The organism is Methylomonas sp. AM2-LC, assembly GCF_039904985.1.
GTDB lineage: Bacteria > Pseudomonadota > Gammaproteobacteria > Methylococcales > Methylomonadaceae > Methylomonas.
In genome coordinates, this window is sequence record NZ_CP157005.1 from 3,474,654 (window position 1) to 3,492,720 (window position 18,067).

The following is an 18,067-nucleotide window of genomic DNA, read 5'->3' on the forward strand; positions in this document are numbered from 1 at the left end:
CCTTACTGCTATTAATGTTTAGTACCCAGATAGGCTGAAATAACGTCTGGATTATTTCGAACTTCATCAGGGGTACCATCGCCAATTTTTTTACCATAATCTAAAACGACGACATGATCAGAAAGCGACATGACTACGCTGATATCGTGTTCAATCAGCACAATAGTGGTACCAAACTCCTGCTGGGTGTCCAGAATAAAACGACACATTTCCTGTTTCTCTTCGTTATTCATGCCGGCCATAGGCTCGTCCAGTAATAGCAATTTAGGTTGGGCGGCCAATGCCCGACCCAGCTCTACCCTCTTTTGCAAACCATACGGTAAATTGCCTACCAAACTAGTACGCCATGGCTGAATTTTAAGAAACTCAATAATTTTCTCGGCTGCTTGTCTCTGTATGACAGCTTCTCTTGATGCCCGACCTACATTAAAAATTTGTTCAACCCAACTACTTCTTACCTGTAAATTGCGTCCGGTCAATACGTTATCCAACACACTCATGCCTTTAAATAAAGCAATATTTTGGAAAGTACGTGCTATACCCCGCGCAGCCGCATGATGAGGTTTCATATTTTTCCGATATTCACCCGCATAAGTGATTGTGCCTTCATCGGGTTTATACACACCGTTAATCACATTCAATAATGAACTTTTTCCAGCACCGTTTGGGCCTATCAATGCGCATATTTCACCTTGCCTGACAGCAAAACTAATATTATTGATAGCTTTTACCCCTTTGAAAGAAAGTGATATGTTGTCCAGACTCAATAAAATATTGGTAGTATTCATGTGATTCCCCCCAATTCACTATGATTGATAGTCAATGTGGAGTTATCAAATTGCTCAAAAGACAATTTGGTTTTTAAATGCGGAATATCATGGGCATTATGCCAATCAGTCACGTTTGGCCAATGTTTGACGTGAATGCCTAGCGATGCAAAAAAATGCGCTGAACTGGCTGACAATTGCTCTCCAACCAGCAAAGGTACTCGCGTATAGCTAAAACCTAACACATCTTTTAAAGGCCTAATGATTAACCAGTGCGCCAACCCATTGCGTATAGGCGATGGCCGTTCATGGCTTTTAAGCGACCAATCATAAATTGATCTTCTAAAAGATCCCGGTGCGGGAAGACGCGAGTAAATCAAAGACTCTAATCTTTGGTAGGTTTGCAAAGTTCCAGCCACCAAGGTTGGTCCAATTTCTCGCCTATCCAAATCACGGGTATTGATATTTTCAGGAAAATTTAAGGTAAATCCAGCTAATAACCAAGGAGCTAATAAATAACGCATATGCCCACTGGCGGCAAATGTTCTTGCTGCAAAAGCTTCTTCTTTTGCCGTTAATTTTTCTTGATCAATTAAAACAGCTCCCTGAGTTAACATATCGGCATGCGTTAAGTATTCCACTTCTGTTTGAAGTGCCGCATCCAAACGAAAAAATACAAAAGCCACATCATTCGAAGTAGCATGTGCTGGTTCATTAAAAACAGGATTTTCCAATGCACACAGTGCAGAATATGATTTTAGTACTCCATGCTGATAACCGGATAAACCCCGCGCATCAGCATAAATGATAATCTTCACTTGCAGATCTAACTTTTGCACCAGATCAACCTGAAACTGACCTTCTGCAAATACATAGCTGGGTTTTAATTTCTGTAGTAACTCCACATTTTTTGCTTCATTATCATTGATATCTAAAGGTGCGGATACACCACCTAGCCACTGAGCTGCAATAGAGATCAACAATGCTTCTGGCCGCGGATCAGTGAGCAGATACAATTTATCCCCAGCCCTAAAACCATTTATTTTCAACATTGTTGCCAATCTCGAAATTTCTAATTTTATGTCCAGCCAACTTTTTTCATGCCAGATGCCAAGATGTTTATGTCTTATTGCAATCTTAGAATGCCAATAATCAGACTGAAACTGAAGAGCTGAGGGTAAGGTATCTGCTTTCATGATGATCTAATTAATATAACGATAATTTAGGCCGCTATTGAAGTTTTTTGAGCTTCCAGTTCACGAACCAATGGCAAAACTTTTTCACCAAAATAGGCCACTTCTTCTTGGAAATGTAAAAATCCAGACAGAATCAAATCAACACCTACTGCTTTCAAAGCAACAATACGTTCGGCAATCTGCGCAGGAGTACCAATCAAATTAGTTTTAAACCCATCGTTATATTGCACTAAATCTTCAAAACTAGATTTTGCCCAGTTTCCTTCACCCTCAGGACTGGCTGCTCCGGCCTGCTTAACTTCATGCCCAAAGGCATTAACAGCTTCAGGATTAGCCTTTTCAATAATTTCAGCCAGCACGGCTTTAGCTTCTGCTTCTGTATCACGCGCAATAATGAAGGCATTAACACCAATTTTGATGTCATGCTTGTTGGCAGCCGCCTTGATTTTAATATCATCTATTTGTGCCTTAATACCTTCTACCGTATTACCGTTGGTAAAATACCACTGGGAAACTCTAGAGGCCATATCGCGAGCAGCGCGTGAACTGCCGCCTTGAAAAATTTCAGGATGTGGTAATTGCTGAGGTTTTGGTTTTAAGGAAAAATTATTGATACGATAAAAATCCCCTTTATAGGTAAAATTATCCTGGGTCCAAATACCTTTAAGCACTTCAATAAATTCTTCAGAACGACGATAGCGTTCATCGTGCTCCAGCCAAGGTTGACCAATTGATACAAATTCGCCTTTAAACCAGCCAGATACAATATTAACCGCGACACGACCCGCAGTAAGAATATCGATGGTGGCAATTTGCTTGGCAACTAAAACCGGATCCCACGGCCCTGGCAATATGGCCGCAATTACTTTTAGTTTGGTGGTTGCAGCAAGTAGTGCATGTGAAAACGACACAGATTCATGTTGATATTCAGCGCCATATCCAGCAATAAAGCGAATCTGACTTAAAGCGTATTCAAAACCACTTGCTTCAGCAATTTGAGCCAATTTGCGGTTGTAATCAATATCCCAACTGGTACGTTGCTCAATATTACTGACAACCAAGCCGCCACTTACATTGGGCACCCAATATGCAAATTTAATATTTTCTAAACTCATGATCTATCTCCCTTAAACAATTTTTACTTTTGTATAGTTAACAAATTCAATATTTACCAAGCGACTTATTACAGACGTGGCTTCAAAAATGGAATAGCTCTAGTCACTGCCAAATCTATACGTGCATCCAGAGCTTCATTTGCCACTTTATAATCAACAAATTCGGCCTCTGAGGCATAAACGCCAATAGGTAAAGTCAAAGACTGGAAAAAGCTAAATAATGGACGCAATTGATGATCAATAATTAAGGCATGTCGATCACTACCACCTGTTGCGGCTAAAAGTACAGGCACATCAAATAAAGATTCATGATGTACAAAATCAAATAAATGTTTGAAAAGCCCGGTATAACTCGCACGATAGACTGGAGTTGCTACCACTAAAAAATCAGCTGTTTCGATAGCTTCAATGTCTTTTTGAATCGACTCAGGTAATGCAGTACGGCTGGCTGCCGCACCTAATTGACTACCAATTTGACCCAATTCAATAAGATGCAAATCTATTGATATTTTTTGACTCAGTCTGTCAGTAATCTCTTCAATAAGCGCTAAGGTTCTAGAAGGTCGCCCTACCCCGCCAGAAACAGCCACTACTTTTAATTTATTACTCATAATAACTCCTATTTTTAATTTAATAATTCGCTTTACAGATACTATATATTTAATAATGCAGACTTCATGCCAATTATCTTTATCAATAAATATCAATACTTTAAATACATTCAGCGAATGATGATTTTGTTTAAAAAAATTGATATTGCTGTTTGATTGCTGCACTAGCAGCAGCAACTATTTTTGATAAAAAAAACTATATCAATTTAATTTATTTTTAATTTTAATTAATTGACAATAAACTAATAAACAATCAAAATAAAACAACAGATCTATACCTCTACTTTTAAAATATCTTCCGCATTTTTGTAAAACAATTTATCTAGAATTGATTCTTTAAAGCCAAGTGCTAAAAAATCATCTACAGTCTGTCGCATATCTCTGAATGGATATGAAGAACCAAATAAAAGTTGATCGCTCAAAAAAGAATTAGCGGCTTCAACATACAATTTCGATCCGGGTTGAAATATATACATGTCAGGCACCAGATAAATATTTGTGTAACGAAACGCAGCGCCAATCACCTCGTTTACAAATGGGTAGTAGCCATGGAAGCAAATAATTTTTAATAACGGATATTTCCTAGCTAATCTAACTAGGGCATTAGGATGGGCATAATCAAAATCGGGCGTTGTGGGGCCACTCATCAAACAAACCGGAATATCCAGTGCTATACAAACTTCATAGATTGGATTAAATATCACATCATCAACATATAAGGCGGGTTCACCAAAACCGGGTTCTATATTGATAGCCTTTAACCCTAGGATTTCCACACATCTATGTATTTCCTGAATAGCCGCTTGCTCGCCTCTGGTTTGAATATCGACAGAGCCAAGCCCGACCAATTTCTTGCTTTTTCCAACTAATGCAGCAATCTCATCGTTACTAATAGTTAAACTGGGTGTTTCTCTTCCTACAACAACCGCTTTATTTATATTGGCAGCCTCAATTTCTGCCAGATAACCGCCAAGACTATAAGAGCGTTTGAAATGCTCACTCTCTTTTGATCCCACACGTTGGTTTAACCATTTTGCGGTTTGGTATCCTTGGGTCCCTGGATTTGCACCAAAAAAATCATGCAGGAATGCAGGGCGACTTCTCATATCTATTATTTTTTGCATAAAAATCTAATTCTCTAGAGTTATAGGGTGGCACGCTCAGATAAATCAATCTGATATGATTCGATAAAAAACAGTGATAAGAACTTGATATTTAGAGTAATCATTCAATCTGAAACCGAATAAATTGAAATAATTACAATAACTTCTTAGGTATAAAAACTGTGCGAAGGATAATTACCATTTAAGACCCAATCTCCCAGATCTTTCAGTTTGTAATCGACTGGATCATGCAAGGTATAAACCCGCAGATTTCGCCAATATCTATCCATGCGCAACTTGGCGGTGGTGGCTCTGGCACCAGACACCTCAAAAATTCTGGATGTCACATCCAAGCCTACTTTGGTACTGTTTACTTTGGCGGAAAATACCGCGAGAGCGACTTCGCCACGTTCTGCATTTGTTAATGTCAATCCTTTCCGCCAGGCGTTGTCTAGTAAACTGGCGGCTTGATCAACTAACAACCTGACTCCAGCAAGACTTGCCCAAAACTCTCCATAATGTAAAAGTATGTAGGGATCTTCATTGACACTTTTGGCTAAGGAGCCAGACCAGACACGGGAACTGGTACGGGTATATTTCACAGCTTCCTGTAATGCACCTTCTGTGATTCCAAGGTAAATATTGGTAAATATTAATTGCGCAATCAGCGATCTGAGGCTTGAAAACGGTGAACTTAATGGTCCGGGATTCATTAATAACTCCCCCTCATCAACAATCAGCTCTTTAAATTCAACAGTGCCACTGTCGGTTTGCCGTTGGCCAATATTATCCCAGTCATCGTAGATATAAATACCCGCGCGCGCGGTGGGTACAGCACCTACTATAAATTGTTTGGTTTCTGCATCAATAGCCGAAACTATCAAACGATCTGAGTCAGTTGCACCTGAACAAAAACTCTTAAAACCCGTAAAAACCAGCTGGCTACCAGTCCTAGTTGCAATCGTTCTATTGTCTAAAGGATTAAGCGCATTGCCCCACCAAAGATTTTTTTCTGCAGTTTCTGCAAATAAACTCTGCCATTGCTCACTGCTACCGTACAAGCGAATTGACGCCAGCATCAAAAACTGAAAAGCAAATACATGCGCCAACGAACTATCCGCTTGTGCCAGAGTACGGATAATTTTATAAATTTCACACCAACTACTACCATATCCGCCTAATTCATTCGAAATCAGTAGCTTTAGTAATCCACTATCACGTATGGCTTTTCGTTGTTCAAGTGGCGTCCCTCCTTTTATATCTCTATCTGCCGCCGTTTCATAAAGATATTGTGCAATTTGTTCTGCTTTTTCAAATAACTGCGTAGCTTGTAATGGGCCGTTACTAACTTGTTCCTTAACTAAAATCATGATTTAATCCTTATTAATCTATGCTGGAGAGAGTTGCTTTTTATTAATTACTCCAAAAGGTCCGGTCGCATTTGGTTTTATGCCGGTCTCGGCTTCTACCTTTGCAGATATGGGTAACAAGGGAAATAACAGCTCAGCAACCCGATAGGATTCCTCAAGATGTGGGTAGCCGGAGAAAATAAAATAATCGATACCCAAGTCTGCATATTCTTTAATCCTATCAGCCACTTCCTGTGGATTTCCGACCAACGCGGTACCTGCACCACCTCTTACCAGACCGATGCCAGCCCATAAATTCGGTGCTACTACCAGATTATTACGTTTGCCACCATGCAGTTCAGTCATTTTTTTTTGCCCAACGGATTCAAATCCCGAAACAGCTAATTGTGCTTCTGCTATGGTTTCATCAGTGACATACGAAATAAGCTCATCGGCAGCAGCCCACGCTTCCTGACTAGTCTCCCTAACAATGACATGTAAGCGAATACCAAACTTTACAGTTCTACCTAGTTTTGCGGCCTCAATTCGAACCTGCTCAATTTTTTTTGCCACGGCCGCAGGCGGCTCACCCCAAGTTAAAAACACATCAATATGCTCAGCACTCAGCTGTATCGCTGCCTGTGATGATCCGCCAATAAACAAGGGCGGATAGGGTTTTTGAAAAGTTCCTGATGGTAAACTTGCATCTTTAACTTTGATATACTCACCGTCAAAATCTAATACTTCTCCCGTCAATACTGCTTTCCAAACAGTTAAAAATTCTCCAGCCTCACTATATCGCTGATCATGATTCAAAAAGCTGCCATCTGCTTGCTGCTCTGCGGGATCCCCACCAGCAACCACATTGATTAACAATCTTCCACCCGAAATTCGATCTAAAGTCGATGCCATACGAGCAGATACCGTTGGCGATGTAAATCCAGGACGCACAGCAACCAAAAACTTTAGATATTTGGTTTGATTGATTAAGGATGCAGCGACAACCCAAGGATCTTCACATGCCCTACCTGATGGAACTAAAACACCTTTAAATCCCAAATTATCTGCAGCTTGCGCAATTTGTTTCAGATATGAATATGTAACTGGTCTGACACCAACATCAGTACCCAAATAGCGGTTATCGCCATGCGTGGGTAAAAACCAAAATATTTCCATTTTTAAATACCTTTTCTGAATGAGAACTACATTCATGACTACGCAAGTAGCATGCCAGCTTAAAGATTGAGTAAATCAGCCCATTCTGAGCTGATTGACTGCTCGACATGCTGCTTATGCAGCACCGATGTTTCATCGCTGCTTCTGTAGCAGCAGCTTTTATGTAAAAAACCACTCAAAAAATAGTACCTAACTCGTAAAGTCAGGCATAAATATAAAGAAAACCAGCAAACTCATTATTTATTTGAATTTTTTGCGTAAAACTGTTGCTTCGCCAGCAGCAGCTGCTGCTAATTGGACATACTTGAAAAAGCTAGAACTTATGGCATATTTATTGCTGTAATTTTTATAAATAATTTTCAATTAATGGATATGAATATATTGAGACCTCTTGGCTATCACAAAGAAAGTGACTTTGAAGAACCTATTAAAATTGCAAAAAGATTATCAGCAGAATTTGCATTAACTGCTGCAGAAAGAGATTACCTGGGCGGCACCCCCAAACTAGAGCGGGATGAAATTCGGCGAAGTGGATTATTAGCAATGATGATTCCCAAAGAATATGGCGGACTTGGCGCAAACTGGGTACAGACCATGCAGGTCATTAGAGAAATAGCTAAAGCTGACAGCTCAATTGCCCACGTGTTTGGCTTCCAACATCTGATGCTGGCCACTGCACGCTTATTTTCCAAGCCTGACCAATGGGAAAGATGGTATGAGCAAACAGCACAATTTAATTGGTTTTGGGGTAACGCTCTTAACCCTTTAGATGAGAGATCGATTGCGAAAAGCTTTTCCAATTGGTTTGAGTTTTCTGGACAAAAAAGCTTTTGTTCAGGAGCAATTGATTCAGAAATGCTGATAGTCTCAGCTAAAAACCAGACTGATGGAAAACTGCTGATTGCAGCAATACCCACAGCAAGAACAGGTATTACTGTCTTAGAAGATTGGGACAATATTGGTCAACGCCAGACAGACAGTGGCAGTATAAATTTTGAAAAAGTGCGTATTGAACAGCATGAAATTTTAGCGGAACCTGGCCCTTTAAGCACACCATTTTCATGCTTACGACCCCTAATTGCACAGTTAATACTCACAAATATTTATTTGGGTATAGCCGAAGGCGCGTTTGAAGATGCCAGAAAATATACCTTAGAAGAAGCAAGACCCTGGCACACATCAACTGCAACTACTAGCAAACAAGATCCTTATATTCTCAACCATTACGGAGAGTTTTGGGTGGGTATTGAAAGTACGCGTACGATTGCTGATCTTGCAGCAGCTAAATTAGATAACGCTTGGCACATTGGCACAAATCTTAGCGAAGCTGAACGAGGCGAGGTTGCTATATCGATTAGCGTTGCAAAAGTGTTAGCCACTAAAACTGGTTTTGAAATTACAAACAAAATGTTCGAAGTAATGGGATCTAGATCTACTCATGCAGGACTAAGACTGGATCGCCATTGGCGAAATTTAAGAACACATACTTTACACGACCCTTTGGATTACAAAATTAAGGAGCTAGGAGAATGGGCACTGAACAAATCTTACCCAACGCCGACATTTTACTCATGAACAGATTCGGTAAGCATTTTTTTGATTACCCCTCTGAAACAAAAATTGCCGTGGCACAAGATACAAAACAAACTAACTTGTTAACACTACCAAACCCGCATGAGTTAACGACATCTATTCGCGCAACTGCTCAGGTATTTGAAGATCCAAAATCTATCGCTCTTCTAAACCGGATAAAAATGATCGCCCCCAGCGATGCAAATGTGTTGGTTATTGGTGAAACCGGCACGGGTAAAGAATTAATTGCACGACATGTACACGAATTAAGTCGACGTAAACACCGGCCTTTTGTCGCGGTTAATTGCGGCGCATTTTCTGAAAGCCTGGTTGAAAGCGAATTATTTGGTCACGAAAAAGGTGCTTTTACAGGAGCCTTCTCTACCAAAATGGGTTGGTTTGAGGCAGCAAATACCGGCACCTTATTTCTGGATGAAATTGGGGACTTGCCTCTGAGCATCCAGGTTAAATTATTACGCGTTCTTCAGGAAAGAGAAGTGGTAAGACTGGGTGCCAGAAAACCCATTCCAATTGATGTCAGATTGGTTGCTGCGACCAATGTACGTTTGGAAGAAGCCGTTTTGGCAGGTCATTTTCGTGAAGATTTATTTTACCGACTTAGGGTTGCGCATCTGGAACTGCCTACATTAAGAAATAGGCCTGGAGATATTATTCCACTAGCCGAATATTTTGTCACAGAATATACGCGTCGCTTAGGATACAAGGATATTAAACTAGATGAGCAATCTAAAAATAAATTACTTAAACATTCTTGGCCAGGCAATATCAGAGAACTAGAAAACGTTATTCACCACGCATTGCTGATTTGCAAAAATAATATTGTTAGAATTGAAGATTTGCAATTATCCAGCATACAGCTGCAAAAGCATAAAGAAGATTACACCTCCAACAGCGATATTGGCACTAATACTAATTTGATTGAAGCGCTGCATAAACTATTTGAGGAGGGTGAGGACGATCTTTATAGCAATCTTGAAGAAACTATTATTAGGGCAGCATATAATTATTGCCATAATAATGCTGCACAAACTGCAAAATTATTAGGAATTAGTCGTAATATTGTACGTGCAAGACTAATTAAAATGGGTGCTATCAATGCATTAAGATAATCAGGTATATAGCAAAACACTTATGCATAAAATATAGATACACTTTTTGCACTGATATTAATTTTTAAGGTAAATAACTATGAATTACGACACTATCGAAACAGCGATTTTGGCCATCAAAAATGGTCATTTCGTGGTGGTGACAGACGATGCCAATAGAGAAAATGAAGGTGACCTCATTATTGCCGCTGATAAAATTACCCCTGAAAAAATGGCATTTCTGGTACGTTATTCAAGCGGTGTAGTTTGTGTGTCAATGCCAGAAGCTCAAGCAGATAAACTCGGACTTGATCTTATGGTTACCAACAATACTGAATCGCATAAAACAGCATTTACTGTTTCAGTGGATTTAAACAAAGGCATTACTACAGGTATTTCAGCTACTGATCGAAGTGCTACGATTCGCGCTCTTGCCAACCCCAATAGTAGTGCAGCCGATTTCGCCAGACCGGGCCATGTTTTCCCACTGCGTGCCAAAAAACAGGGTGTATTGGCAAGACCCGGTCACACTGAAGCAGCTGTCGATTTAGCCAAATTAGCAGACTTAAATCCAACCGGAGTGCTATGCGAAATTGTTAACGACGATGGATCTATGATGCGTGGAGCAGCCTTGCGGGAATTTGCCACAAAACATCATTTACCCATTATTAGTATTGCCGATCTGATTGCTTACCGCAGACGAAATGAGCAACTGGTTGAGCACTTGTCGGAAGCTAGACTACCCACATCTGCAGGCGTTTTTACCGCCCATGTGTATAGATCGATTATAGACGGCACTGAGCATTTAGCCCTGGTTAAAGGCAAAATAGCGGGGCAATCGAATGTATTAGTTCGTGTGCACTCTGAGTGTTTAACTGGCGATATATTGGATTCATTACGATGCGATTGTGGCAATCAATTGAAAATGGCACTTGCCAAAATTGAGCAGGCTGGGTGCGGTGTCTTAGTTTATTTGCGAGGACATGAAGGTCGCGGCATAGGTTTAGCCCATAAACTGCGTGCTTATGAGCTGCAAGATCAAGGTCGTGATACGGTAGAAGCCAATTTAGATTTGGGATTACCTGTTGATTCCAGAAGCTATGATGTAGGCGCGCAAATATTGTGTGATTTGGGTGTAACAACCTTGAGATTAATGAGTAATAATCCTGCCAAATTTACAGAATTAGCCGGATATAGACTAAAAATTGTTGATCGAGTACCGCTTGAATCTATTCCAAACAGTGAAAACATTGTGTATTTACGTACCAAATCAGAGAAAATGGGCCACATTCTCAATTTAAGCAATTTTGAGTTGGAATCAAAAGCGATTAGTTAACTATTTTTAACCTATTCTCAATAAGCCGAACAAGCCTGTGCATTTCTTGTTCGGCTTTTTTGTATATCGAAATATTGTTACCAAAATAGACCCAATAATTTTTCTATTAAGGTTTTTTAAAAAATACACTCTAAATGTATATCTCATTCGTTAAAAAATAATTGCACACAAATAACAGTGAAATCTGGTAAATAACTAAAGACTATTCATATAAACAATAATAAATAGTAGTGATTTTTCGCTCAATCATTACAAAAATTTTTCATAGCGCGGATACAGCGGCAGCAGTTCAGCAAATCTAAAAAAAAACAGCACTGGTTACTGTATATATTTTAAATATATATTTTCGAAAAATTCACGCAAACATATGAAATTATTTATAAATTCCTAATAATAACAAGTTGGCATATTTAATGCGTTACAAGAAGTTCTAACTTCTTTATCTTTTAATAGGAATCTTTAATGAATACTCTAATTGAACCGCAGAAATTTAAAAAAAACCGGCTAAGTTTTAGCAAACAATATAGTACGGTTGGTGTGCCACTATTGCTATGCAGTTTATTAGTACCTTCTATGGTATTTGCAAAAGATGATAGTTCAGAGATTAAGAAACTCCGAAAACAAATGCAAGAATTTCAAGAACAAGCTAAAGCCAATAATGAACGTCTGCAAGAATTAGAAAAGAAAGAAGCGTTAAGATATAACGATAACTCTTTAGGTGCAAATGGTGGTGGTGATCATTATCCACCAGTTGCGATAGACACAGCAACCGCAAAAAAACGCAATGTACAAGAAGAGCCAGACTTAGAAGCCCCAATCGCAGCCAAAGTACCTAAAGAGCGTTTCCTAAGCGGTTTTTATGACAACGGTTTTGTACTAAAAACCAACGACAACCGCTTTTCATTGGCTGTTAACGGCTTAGTACAAGCACGTTATACCCTTAATTTACCCAGCAAATATACGGGTAACGCTAACCAAGGCTTTGATTTAGCATTAGGCAGGTTATTTTTCTCCGGTACAGCATTTGATCCGAACCTATCTTATTTCTTTTTCTACCAAAGCAGCACGCTGGGTAACAATAATCAGGTTCAAACTATAGACTGGTGGAGTAAATATCAATTAAATAATATAGGTATTAAAGCAGGTCGGATACTACCACAATATTCACGGCAATTTTATACCGATATTGGTAAATACTTGTACATGGATCTGCAACAACCTGAGTATGCTTTTAGTTTACAACGTACTCCTGGTATTGAATTTAGCAATCAATTTGGAAAATGGACCACAAGCTTAACCGTTGGTAACAGTGTAAGAGCCTTAGATTCCGACGGGCAAGAAAACTTTGGTGCAAAATTAGCGGGTATCGGACGTATCGTATATGACGTTTTGGACCCATATACTTATGTGCAAGAAACCATCCCAGACATTGTTGAAACGCCACAATTATCAATCGGTGTAGCGGGCGGTTATAACCCGATTGATGCCAACTCTAACCTGCAAAATACCATTAAAGGCATGGATACTTATAACGTTACAGCCGACATTGGCTACCGTTACAAGCTATTTAGCACAGAAGCCGCCTTTTTTGGACGACAAGATCATAACCCACTTAATGTCAATCCAGCCTCTACTAACAGTTACGACTATGGTTGGTATTGGCAAGCGGGTTATTACTTACTGCCTAAACGCCTTGAATTAGCGGGTACAGCCAACCAAGTGGCGTTTGAACATCAAAATGGTAGTCCTTACAAAAATCAAACTATAGGCTCAGTGGGTCTTAACTATTATTTCTATGAGCATCACTTTAAGTTGCAATCGGATTATAGCTATATCTCTGGAACTGATTGGACTGGACATGGTTTGGAAGACAATCGCATCAGATTGCAAGCGCAGGTTTATTTCTAAAAGTAAGTAAGCAGTTAGTTAAGCAGTATGCAAGCCATTCAGAATTCGACTGAGTCTGTCTAAGCATATTAACTTTCGTAATCTGCTTTAAATATAAAACAAGTAAATAAGTCAACTGATACTTCAAAATTAAACTGAATGTATAGTTTACTCAATTGCTAATTTTGGTGAACCCTTAGTATTAATTAACCCTTTAGGAGCATTTATGTCACAAGCAACATTACTTGATGATCAAAATCATGAAACACTTTCCAGACCTCATGCACATATTATTAAATCTGATGCAGAAGCGATAGAAATCGCAAAAAAAGTTGCACTTGAGATAGGTGTCAATGCCGCCCTCCGCGACCAACAACGTAGCTTACCCCATAAGGAAATCGATCTTTTTTCACAAAGTGGCTTATGGGGTATTACGATACCGAAAGAATATGGTGGAGCCTTCGTTTCTAATAAAACCCTGGCTGAAGTGGTGTCTATCATTTCTGAAGCAGATCCGTGTATTGGACAAATACCCCAAAATCACTTGTACATGATAGAAGCTTTACGCCTTGATGGTACTGTATTTCAAAAAAAATATTTCTTTGATTTAGCCCTTAAAGGTTTGAGATTTGGTAACGCTTTTTCCGAAATTGGCACCAAACAAGTAACAGATATTAATACCCGCTTGATACCTACAAAAGACGGCTATTTACTCTCCGGTAAAAAATTCTATTCATCCGGTGCGTTACTTGCGGACTGGGTACCGGTAGTGGCTAAAGATGAACATGACAACACCGTGGTTGCCTTTGTAAAAAAAGGATCGCCAGGACTTACCGTAATAGATGACTGGTCTAGTTTTGGTCAGCGTACCACCGCTAGCGGTACCACTATCCTTGAAAATATATTTGTACCCGCCGATTTTGTGTTGCCACATTACCTAGCCTTTGAAAACCCAACCACCATGGGTCCCATTGCACAAATTATTCAGGCAGCGGTTGATACTGGCATAGCCAGAGCTGCATTTAAAGACACACTACATTTTGTACGCAATCATACGCGTCCTTGGATAGACACCGACTTAAAACACGGCTATGAAGATCCATTAACATTAAAAGATATTGGTAATCTGCAGATTCAGTTACATGCAACAGAAGCCTTGCTGTACAAGGCGGGCGAATCTATTGATTATGCACAAAAGAATCCAACTGATCAGACAGTCGCAGCTGCATCAATTGCGGTAGCAGAAGCAAAAATCTTTAGCACTGAAACAGCTTTACTGGCTGGCAGCAAATTATTTGAATTAGCTGGAACCCGCTCAACATTAGGTGAGTTTAATCTGGATAGACATTGGCGAAATGCACGTACACACACGCTGCATGATCCAGTACGATGGAAATATTATGCAGTGGGTAACTATGCATTAAACGGCATTAATCCACCGCGTCACCCTTGGTTTTAATTTTTGTAATTACTCAGCGAAAAGTTAAGTTTGTTTAGGATGTGCCGATGTCAGGAGGCACTTCAATTGCGATTGATGGACATCATTTCGTTCAGCACATATATGGACTTCCCCCCTATTGCAAGACAAATTTTACCAAAATGAATGATTTCAAAAGTAATCAAGATTGCCGCCATATATTCGGTTTCAATTAGAGGTTGATTAATTTAACCACTGAACCTTGATAAACGTATTCGCGCGCTATTTCCACAAACATCCTAACGATTTTTAAAATCTATGTGCTTGAACGGGATAAATAGCACCGGTCTGACCTGTTGTTATCATCAATTGGATTTACTTGCCTCCGCAATCTGTTTTACTCTGTGTTACACCATTCACTTTTAATCATATCAACTGAGGGTTATCCACGCCTTACCCAACACCGGAACCCTTCTATCACGTGTAGGTGTTGGGTAAGGCGTGGATAACCCGGCCTACACGCTACGACATGACTACATCGGCGGACCTAACCTCATACCTCTTATTTTGTGTAGCCATTACCCACAAAATTCGGGCATTTTTATTGGCCAGTGCGACGGCCGCTTTGTTAAAACCACGTCGTTCAATTAGCGCCTGCAACCATCGACTTAGCGAGTCTGTTTTACCTTGGCAGTTTTTCAAGACTGATCGGGCGCCGTGAATCAGTAAAGTTCGCAGATAGCCATTACCTCGTTTACTGATACCCAACAACACCACCTTGTCACCACTCGTGTGCTGTTTGGCAAACAGATTTCGACTGATCACGCTTAAACCATTCTCAGCATCTTCAATAATTTCAGTGAGGTGCGTTCTGAGCTGATTGATGCCTATAGGCAGCACAATTCCCCACTCACCTAAAAAACCCCGAATTCGATTCGCCACCGCCGTCCGTTCATCCACTGTACTTTGACGCAATCGATGCAGCATTTGAATATCTTGCTGCTCAAGCGTCTTAAGCGAAACTGTTCGTCTTTTCGGTTGGTGTGTTGCCGTCCAAATAGCCTCTGCATCGTTATAATCATTTTTATTGCCCACCACAAACCCTTTCACATAACGGGCATTCAGCAATACCACTTCATGCCCCAGTTTCTTGATTTCTCGCGCCCAATAATGCGAGCCTCCACAGGCTTCCATACCAATGATACTGACTGGCAAGTTCGCTATGTACGACAATAAATCCGCTCGCTTTACTTTCTTTTTAATCTGTTTCAGTTCAGCATTAAAACTCACCAGATGAAAAATGTTTTTTGCTAAATCTAAACCAATTACGTTATTCTTGATCATGGATTTCTCCTTACCCTTGTTTATTTGCCAGGTGCATTATGACACCGTTAGGGGTGGGGAGAAGTCCATGCCATCATCCTACTTACTATTGATTTTATGCATATAAGTCATTTGCACCATCCATATTACCGGTATCAGCATATTGCATAGGCACACCGACATGCAAAATTTTCGCATCTAACACCTGACAAAGCATGATTTCATGATCGCCAGCAGGCATGCTATGACTAACTACACAATCAAAATAAGCTAACGCAACTTTCAATACAGGCACACCACTTGGTGCTAATTGCCAACTATAAGCTGTCATTTTATCCCGAATATTAGAGTCGCCAAAATGTGTGGCTATGGGTAATTGCTCTTTAGCTAAAACATTGATACTACATTGACCACCCGCTTTTAAAATTTGATAGGAGTAGTGCTGAGGATTGATGCTGAATGCGAGCATGGGTGGATTAAATGAAACCTGCATTACCCAGGCAGCAGTAAAGGCATGCTCACGCTGTTGATCTTTAACGGCAATAACGTAGACACCTTGTGTTAAATATTGGCAGACATTGGCTAAATCTTTATTCATGTTCTGTGTCCTGATGAAAGCATATCAACAAATCGATTGAGTCACTGCGAAACTAAAAGCTTTTTAGGCTAATTGGCAAATATTAGCCCAACACATTTAACCTATTTCTACTGCTTACACAATGGGCTGTAAAATCTGCTAAACACTGTGATGCATCATGCGGTACACACTAACTTAACGGTAAATAGTGACTAAATCTCAAGCTTTATTTCTTGGTAAAGATATCTTTTAACGCTTTTTTACCGGAAAAACCTAACACTTCCTTTATTTTTTCCGGTTGGTTTGAGCCATTGACGTTGATGATGACTAACCGGCCATAACCTTGATGATAATCGTTCCTAAAATCATAAACGGCACCTATAACCATTAATTTCTGTTGGTTCAATTCATCCGCAAAAAAAGCCATGGCTTCATCTACCTGATGATTAATGTTATGTTCTACTGAATCGAGTACCAACGTAGCATTATCTGGATCGCCAAGTGGTACATGCAGATTATCCAGTTCGGCTTTAATGGCTGGGGACAATTCCGAATAATCCTGCATTGCCGCTCTGACTGCACCACACATAGTATGCCCCAGCACTAATAGCAAAGGGGTATGTAAATGTCTAACCCCGTATTCAATAGAGCCGCGTACTGGATCAATTTGATTACCTATATTTCTGACGAAAAATAAATCTCCATCTGGGTGCGGGTCAATCGCATGTGAATGAACTCTGGAATCGGCACAGCCTAAAACAGTTGCTTTGGGTGTTTGTCCTTTAATAAACGGTAAAAAATAGTTTTTACTATGCTGTTTAACAAAATCGCGATTAGCGTCCAACACATGATCAACCGCTACCCTGATTTTCTGCTGTTCACTCGTAATAAGAGTATGCGATTTTTTAACTGGCTTCGCATAAGCCGAATTGCCTAATAAGACAGAGACTAAAACGATACCTAAACTAAACCTGATTTTTGCCATAGAGAATGAATTAATTTGTCTGGCTAACTGGATTGAAAAATCTTATCAACATTGATAAGCGTTAAGCATTAGGCAATAAGCCAGTTTAGTATCTCTCTGTCAAATCACTGAGTACATTCAAGCCTAAACTGCACTCAGAACCATCGTTTGAAGAGATTAGCATGCTTTGTCGGCCACTAAAAACACAAAATGTCTTATTTTCTTAACGGATCTAGCAGAGTTTTTAAGCCATTGTGATCCATCTCTTGCATCACTGCCAATAACCGACCTAGCTCACCATGAGGAAATCCCTCGCGTGCAAACCAATTTAGGTAATGTCCGGGCAAATCTGCGATGACACGTCCTTTGTATTTACCGTATGGCATAGCATAGGTAACCAACTTGAGTAAATATTCAGATTTCATTGTTGCTATTTGCTCAAGAACAAGATTGAGTTCTCACTCATTTTTACATTTATTGCCATTATAAATCTATCTTTAAAAAGTCTAGGCTTTATTTAACCCTATCAACCCGAAAGGCTTCAGCGTGCAGCGTTATTCAAATG

At 39.8% G+C, this 18,067-nt stretch carries 16 protein-coding genes; 5 read left to right on the forward strand and 11 right to left on the reverse strand.

Features of this window, described 5'->3' with window-relative positions; translation table 11 throughout:
* Positions 1 to 11 precede the first annotated feature (11 nt).
* The 7 genes from ABH008_RS15555 to ssuD form a co-directional block, all read right to left on the reverse strand.
* On the reverse strand, positions 12 to 788 hold the full coding sequence (locus ABH008_RS15555) for an ABC transporter ATP-binding protein (RefSeq protein WP_347986530.1): 777 nt from the start codon (positions 786 to 788) through the stop codon (positions 12 to 14).
* Entirely contained in the window at positions 785 to 1,963 is a 1,179-nt protein-coding gene (locus tag ABH008_RS15560) for an AMP-binding protein (protein ID WP_347986531.1), read from the reverse strand. Before ABH008_RS15560 ends, ABH008_RS15555 begins: the two co-directional genes overlap by 4 nt.
* 26 nt (positions 1,964 to 1,989) lie before the next feature.
* On the reverse strand, positions 1,990 to 3,078 hold the full coding sequence (sfnG, locus tag ABH008_RS15565; protein ID WP_347986532.1) for a dimethylsulfone monooxygenase SfnG: 1,089 nt from the start codon (positions 3,076 to 3,078) through the stop codon (positions 1,990 to 1,992).
* A gap of 68 nt (positions 3,079 to 3,146) precedes the next feature.
* Complete coding sequence (gene msuE / locus ABH008_RS15570; RefSeq protein WP_347986533.1) at positions 3,147 to 3,854, reverse strand: FMN reductase; 708 nt, start codon at positions 3,852 to 3,854, stop codon at positions 3,147 to 3,149.
* A 107-nt stretch (positions 3,855 to 3,961) separates the two neighbouring features.
* Entirely contained in the window at positions 3,962 to 4,813 is an 852-nt protein-coding gene (locus ABH008_RS15575; protein ID WP_347986534.1) for an amidohydrolase family protein, read from the reverse strand.
* A 146-nt stretch (positions 4,814 to 4,959) separates the two neighbouring features.
* Entirely contained in the window at positions 4,960 to 6,162 is a 1,203-nt protein-coding gene (locus tag ABH008_RS15580; protein WP_347986535.1) for an acyl-CoA dehydrogenase family protein, read from the reverse strand.
* An 18-nt stretch (positions 6,163 to 6,180) separates the two neighbouring features.
* Positions 6,181 to 7,317, reverse strand: a complete 1,137-nt coding sequence (ssuD, locus tag ABH008_RS15585; RefSeq protein ID WP_347986536.1) for an FMNH2-dependent alkanesulfonate monooxygenase — start codon at positions 7,315 to 7,317, stop codon at positions 6,181 to 6,183.
* A gap of 294 nt (positions 7,318 to 7,611) precedes the next feature.
* Here ssuD and ABH008_RS15590 point away from each other — a divergent pair, with 294 nt between their 5' ends.
* The 5 genes from ABH008_RS15590 to ABH008_RS15610 all read left to right on the forward strand — a co-directional run bounded on the left by ABH008_RS15590 (position 7,612) and on the right by ABH008_RS15610 (position 14,680).
* Complete coding sequence (locus ABH008_RS15590) at positions 7,612 to 8,892, forward strand: acyl-CoA dehydrogenase family protein (RefSeq protein WP_347986537.1); 1,281 nt, start codon at positions 7,612 to 7,614, stop codon at positions 8,890 to 8,892.
* On the forward strand, positions 8,847 to 10,019 hold the full coding sequence (locus tag ABH008_RS15595) for a sigma-54 dependent transcriptional regulator (RefSeq protein WP_347986538.1): 1,173 nt from the start codon (positions 8,847 to 8,849) through the stop codon (positions 10,017 to 10,019). The genes ABH008_RS15590 and ABH008_RS15595 overlap by 46 nt, the downstream gene beginning before the upstream one ends.
* Before the next feature lie 79 nt (positions 10,020 to 10,098).
* The gene (locus ABH008_RS15600) at positions 10,099 to 11,334 is read left to right on the forward strand and encodes a bifunctional 3,4-dihydroxy-2-butanone-4-phosphate synthase/GTP cyclohydrolase II (RefSeq protein WP_347986539.1); all 1,236 of its coding nucleotides are present in this window, start codon (positions 10,099 to 10,101) and stop codon (positions 11,332 to 11,334) included.
* A gap of 462 nt (positions 11,335 to 11,796) precedes the next feature.
* Positions 11,797 to 13,242: a hypothetical protein gene (locus ABH008_RS15605; RefSeq protein ID WP_347986540.1), complete on the forward strand. Its 1,446-nt coding sequence runs from the start codon at positions 11,797 to 11,799 to the stop codon at positions 13,240 to 13,242.
* 205 nt (positions 13,243 to 13,447) lie between these two features.
* Complete coding sequence (locus ABH008_RS15610) at positions 13,448 to 14,680, forward strand: SfnB family sulfur acquisition oxidoreductase (protein WP_347986541.1); 1,233 nt, start codon at positions 13,448 to 13,450, stop codon at positions 14,678 to 14,680.
* A 480-nt stretch (positions 14,681 to 15,160) separates the two neighbouring features.
* Here the strand turns inward: ABH008_RS15610 and ABH008_RS15615 are convergent, their stop codons facing one another.
* From ABH008_RS15615 to ABH008_RS15630, 4 genes are all read right to left on the reverse strand, one after another.
* Entirely contained in the window at positions 15,161 to 15,982 is an 822-nt protein-coding gene (locus ABH008_RS15615) for an IS110 family transposase (protein ID WP_347986542.1), read from the reverse strand.
* 94 nt (positions 15,983 to 16,076) lie between these two features.
* Positions 16,077 to 16,559 carry a flavin reductase family protein gene (locus tag ABH008_RS15620; RefSeq protein ID WP_347986543.1) on the reverse strand — a complete coding sequence of 161 codons (483 nt, stop codon included), beginning with the start codon at positions 16,557 to 16,559 and terminating at the stop codon, positions 16,077 to 16,079.
* 205 nt (positions 16,560 to 16,764) lie between these two features.
* Positions 16,765 to 17,523, reverse strand: coding sequence for a carbonic anhydrase (locus ABH008_RS15625; protein WP_347986544.1), 759 nt, complete (start codon positions 17,521 to 17,523; stop codon positions 16,765 to 16,767).
* Between the two features lie 194 nt (positions 17,524 to 17,717).
* The gene (locus ABH008_RS15630) at positions 17,718 to 17,927 is read right to left on the reverse strand and encodes a DUF3820 family protein (protein WP_347986545.1); all 210 of its coding nucleotides are present in this window, start codon (positions 17,925 to 17,927) and stop codon (positions 17,718 to 17,720) included.
* Positions 17,928 to 18,067: the final 140 nt, after the last annotated feature.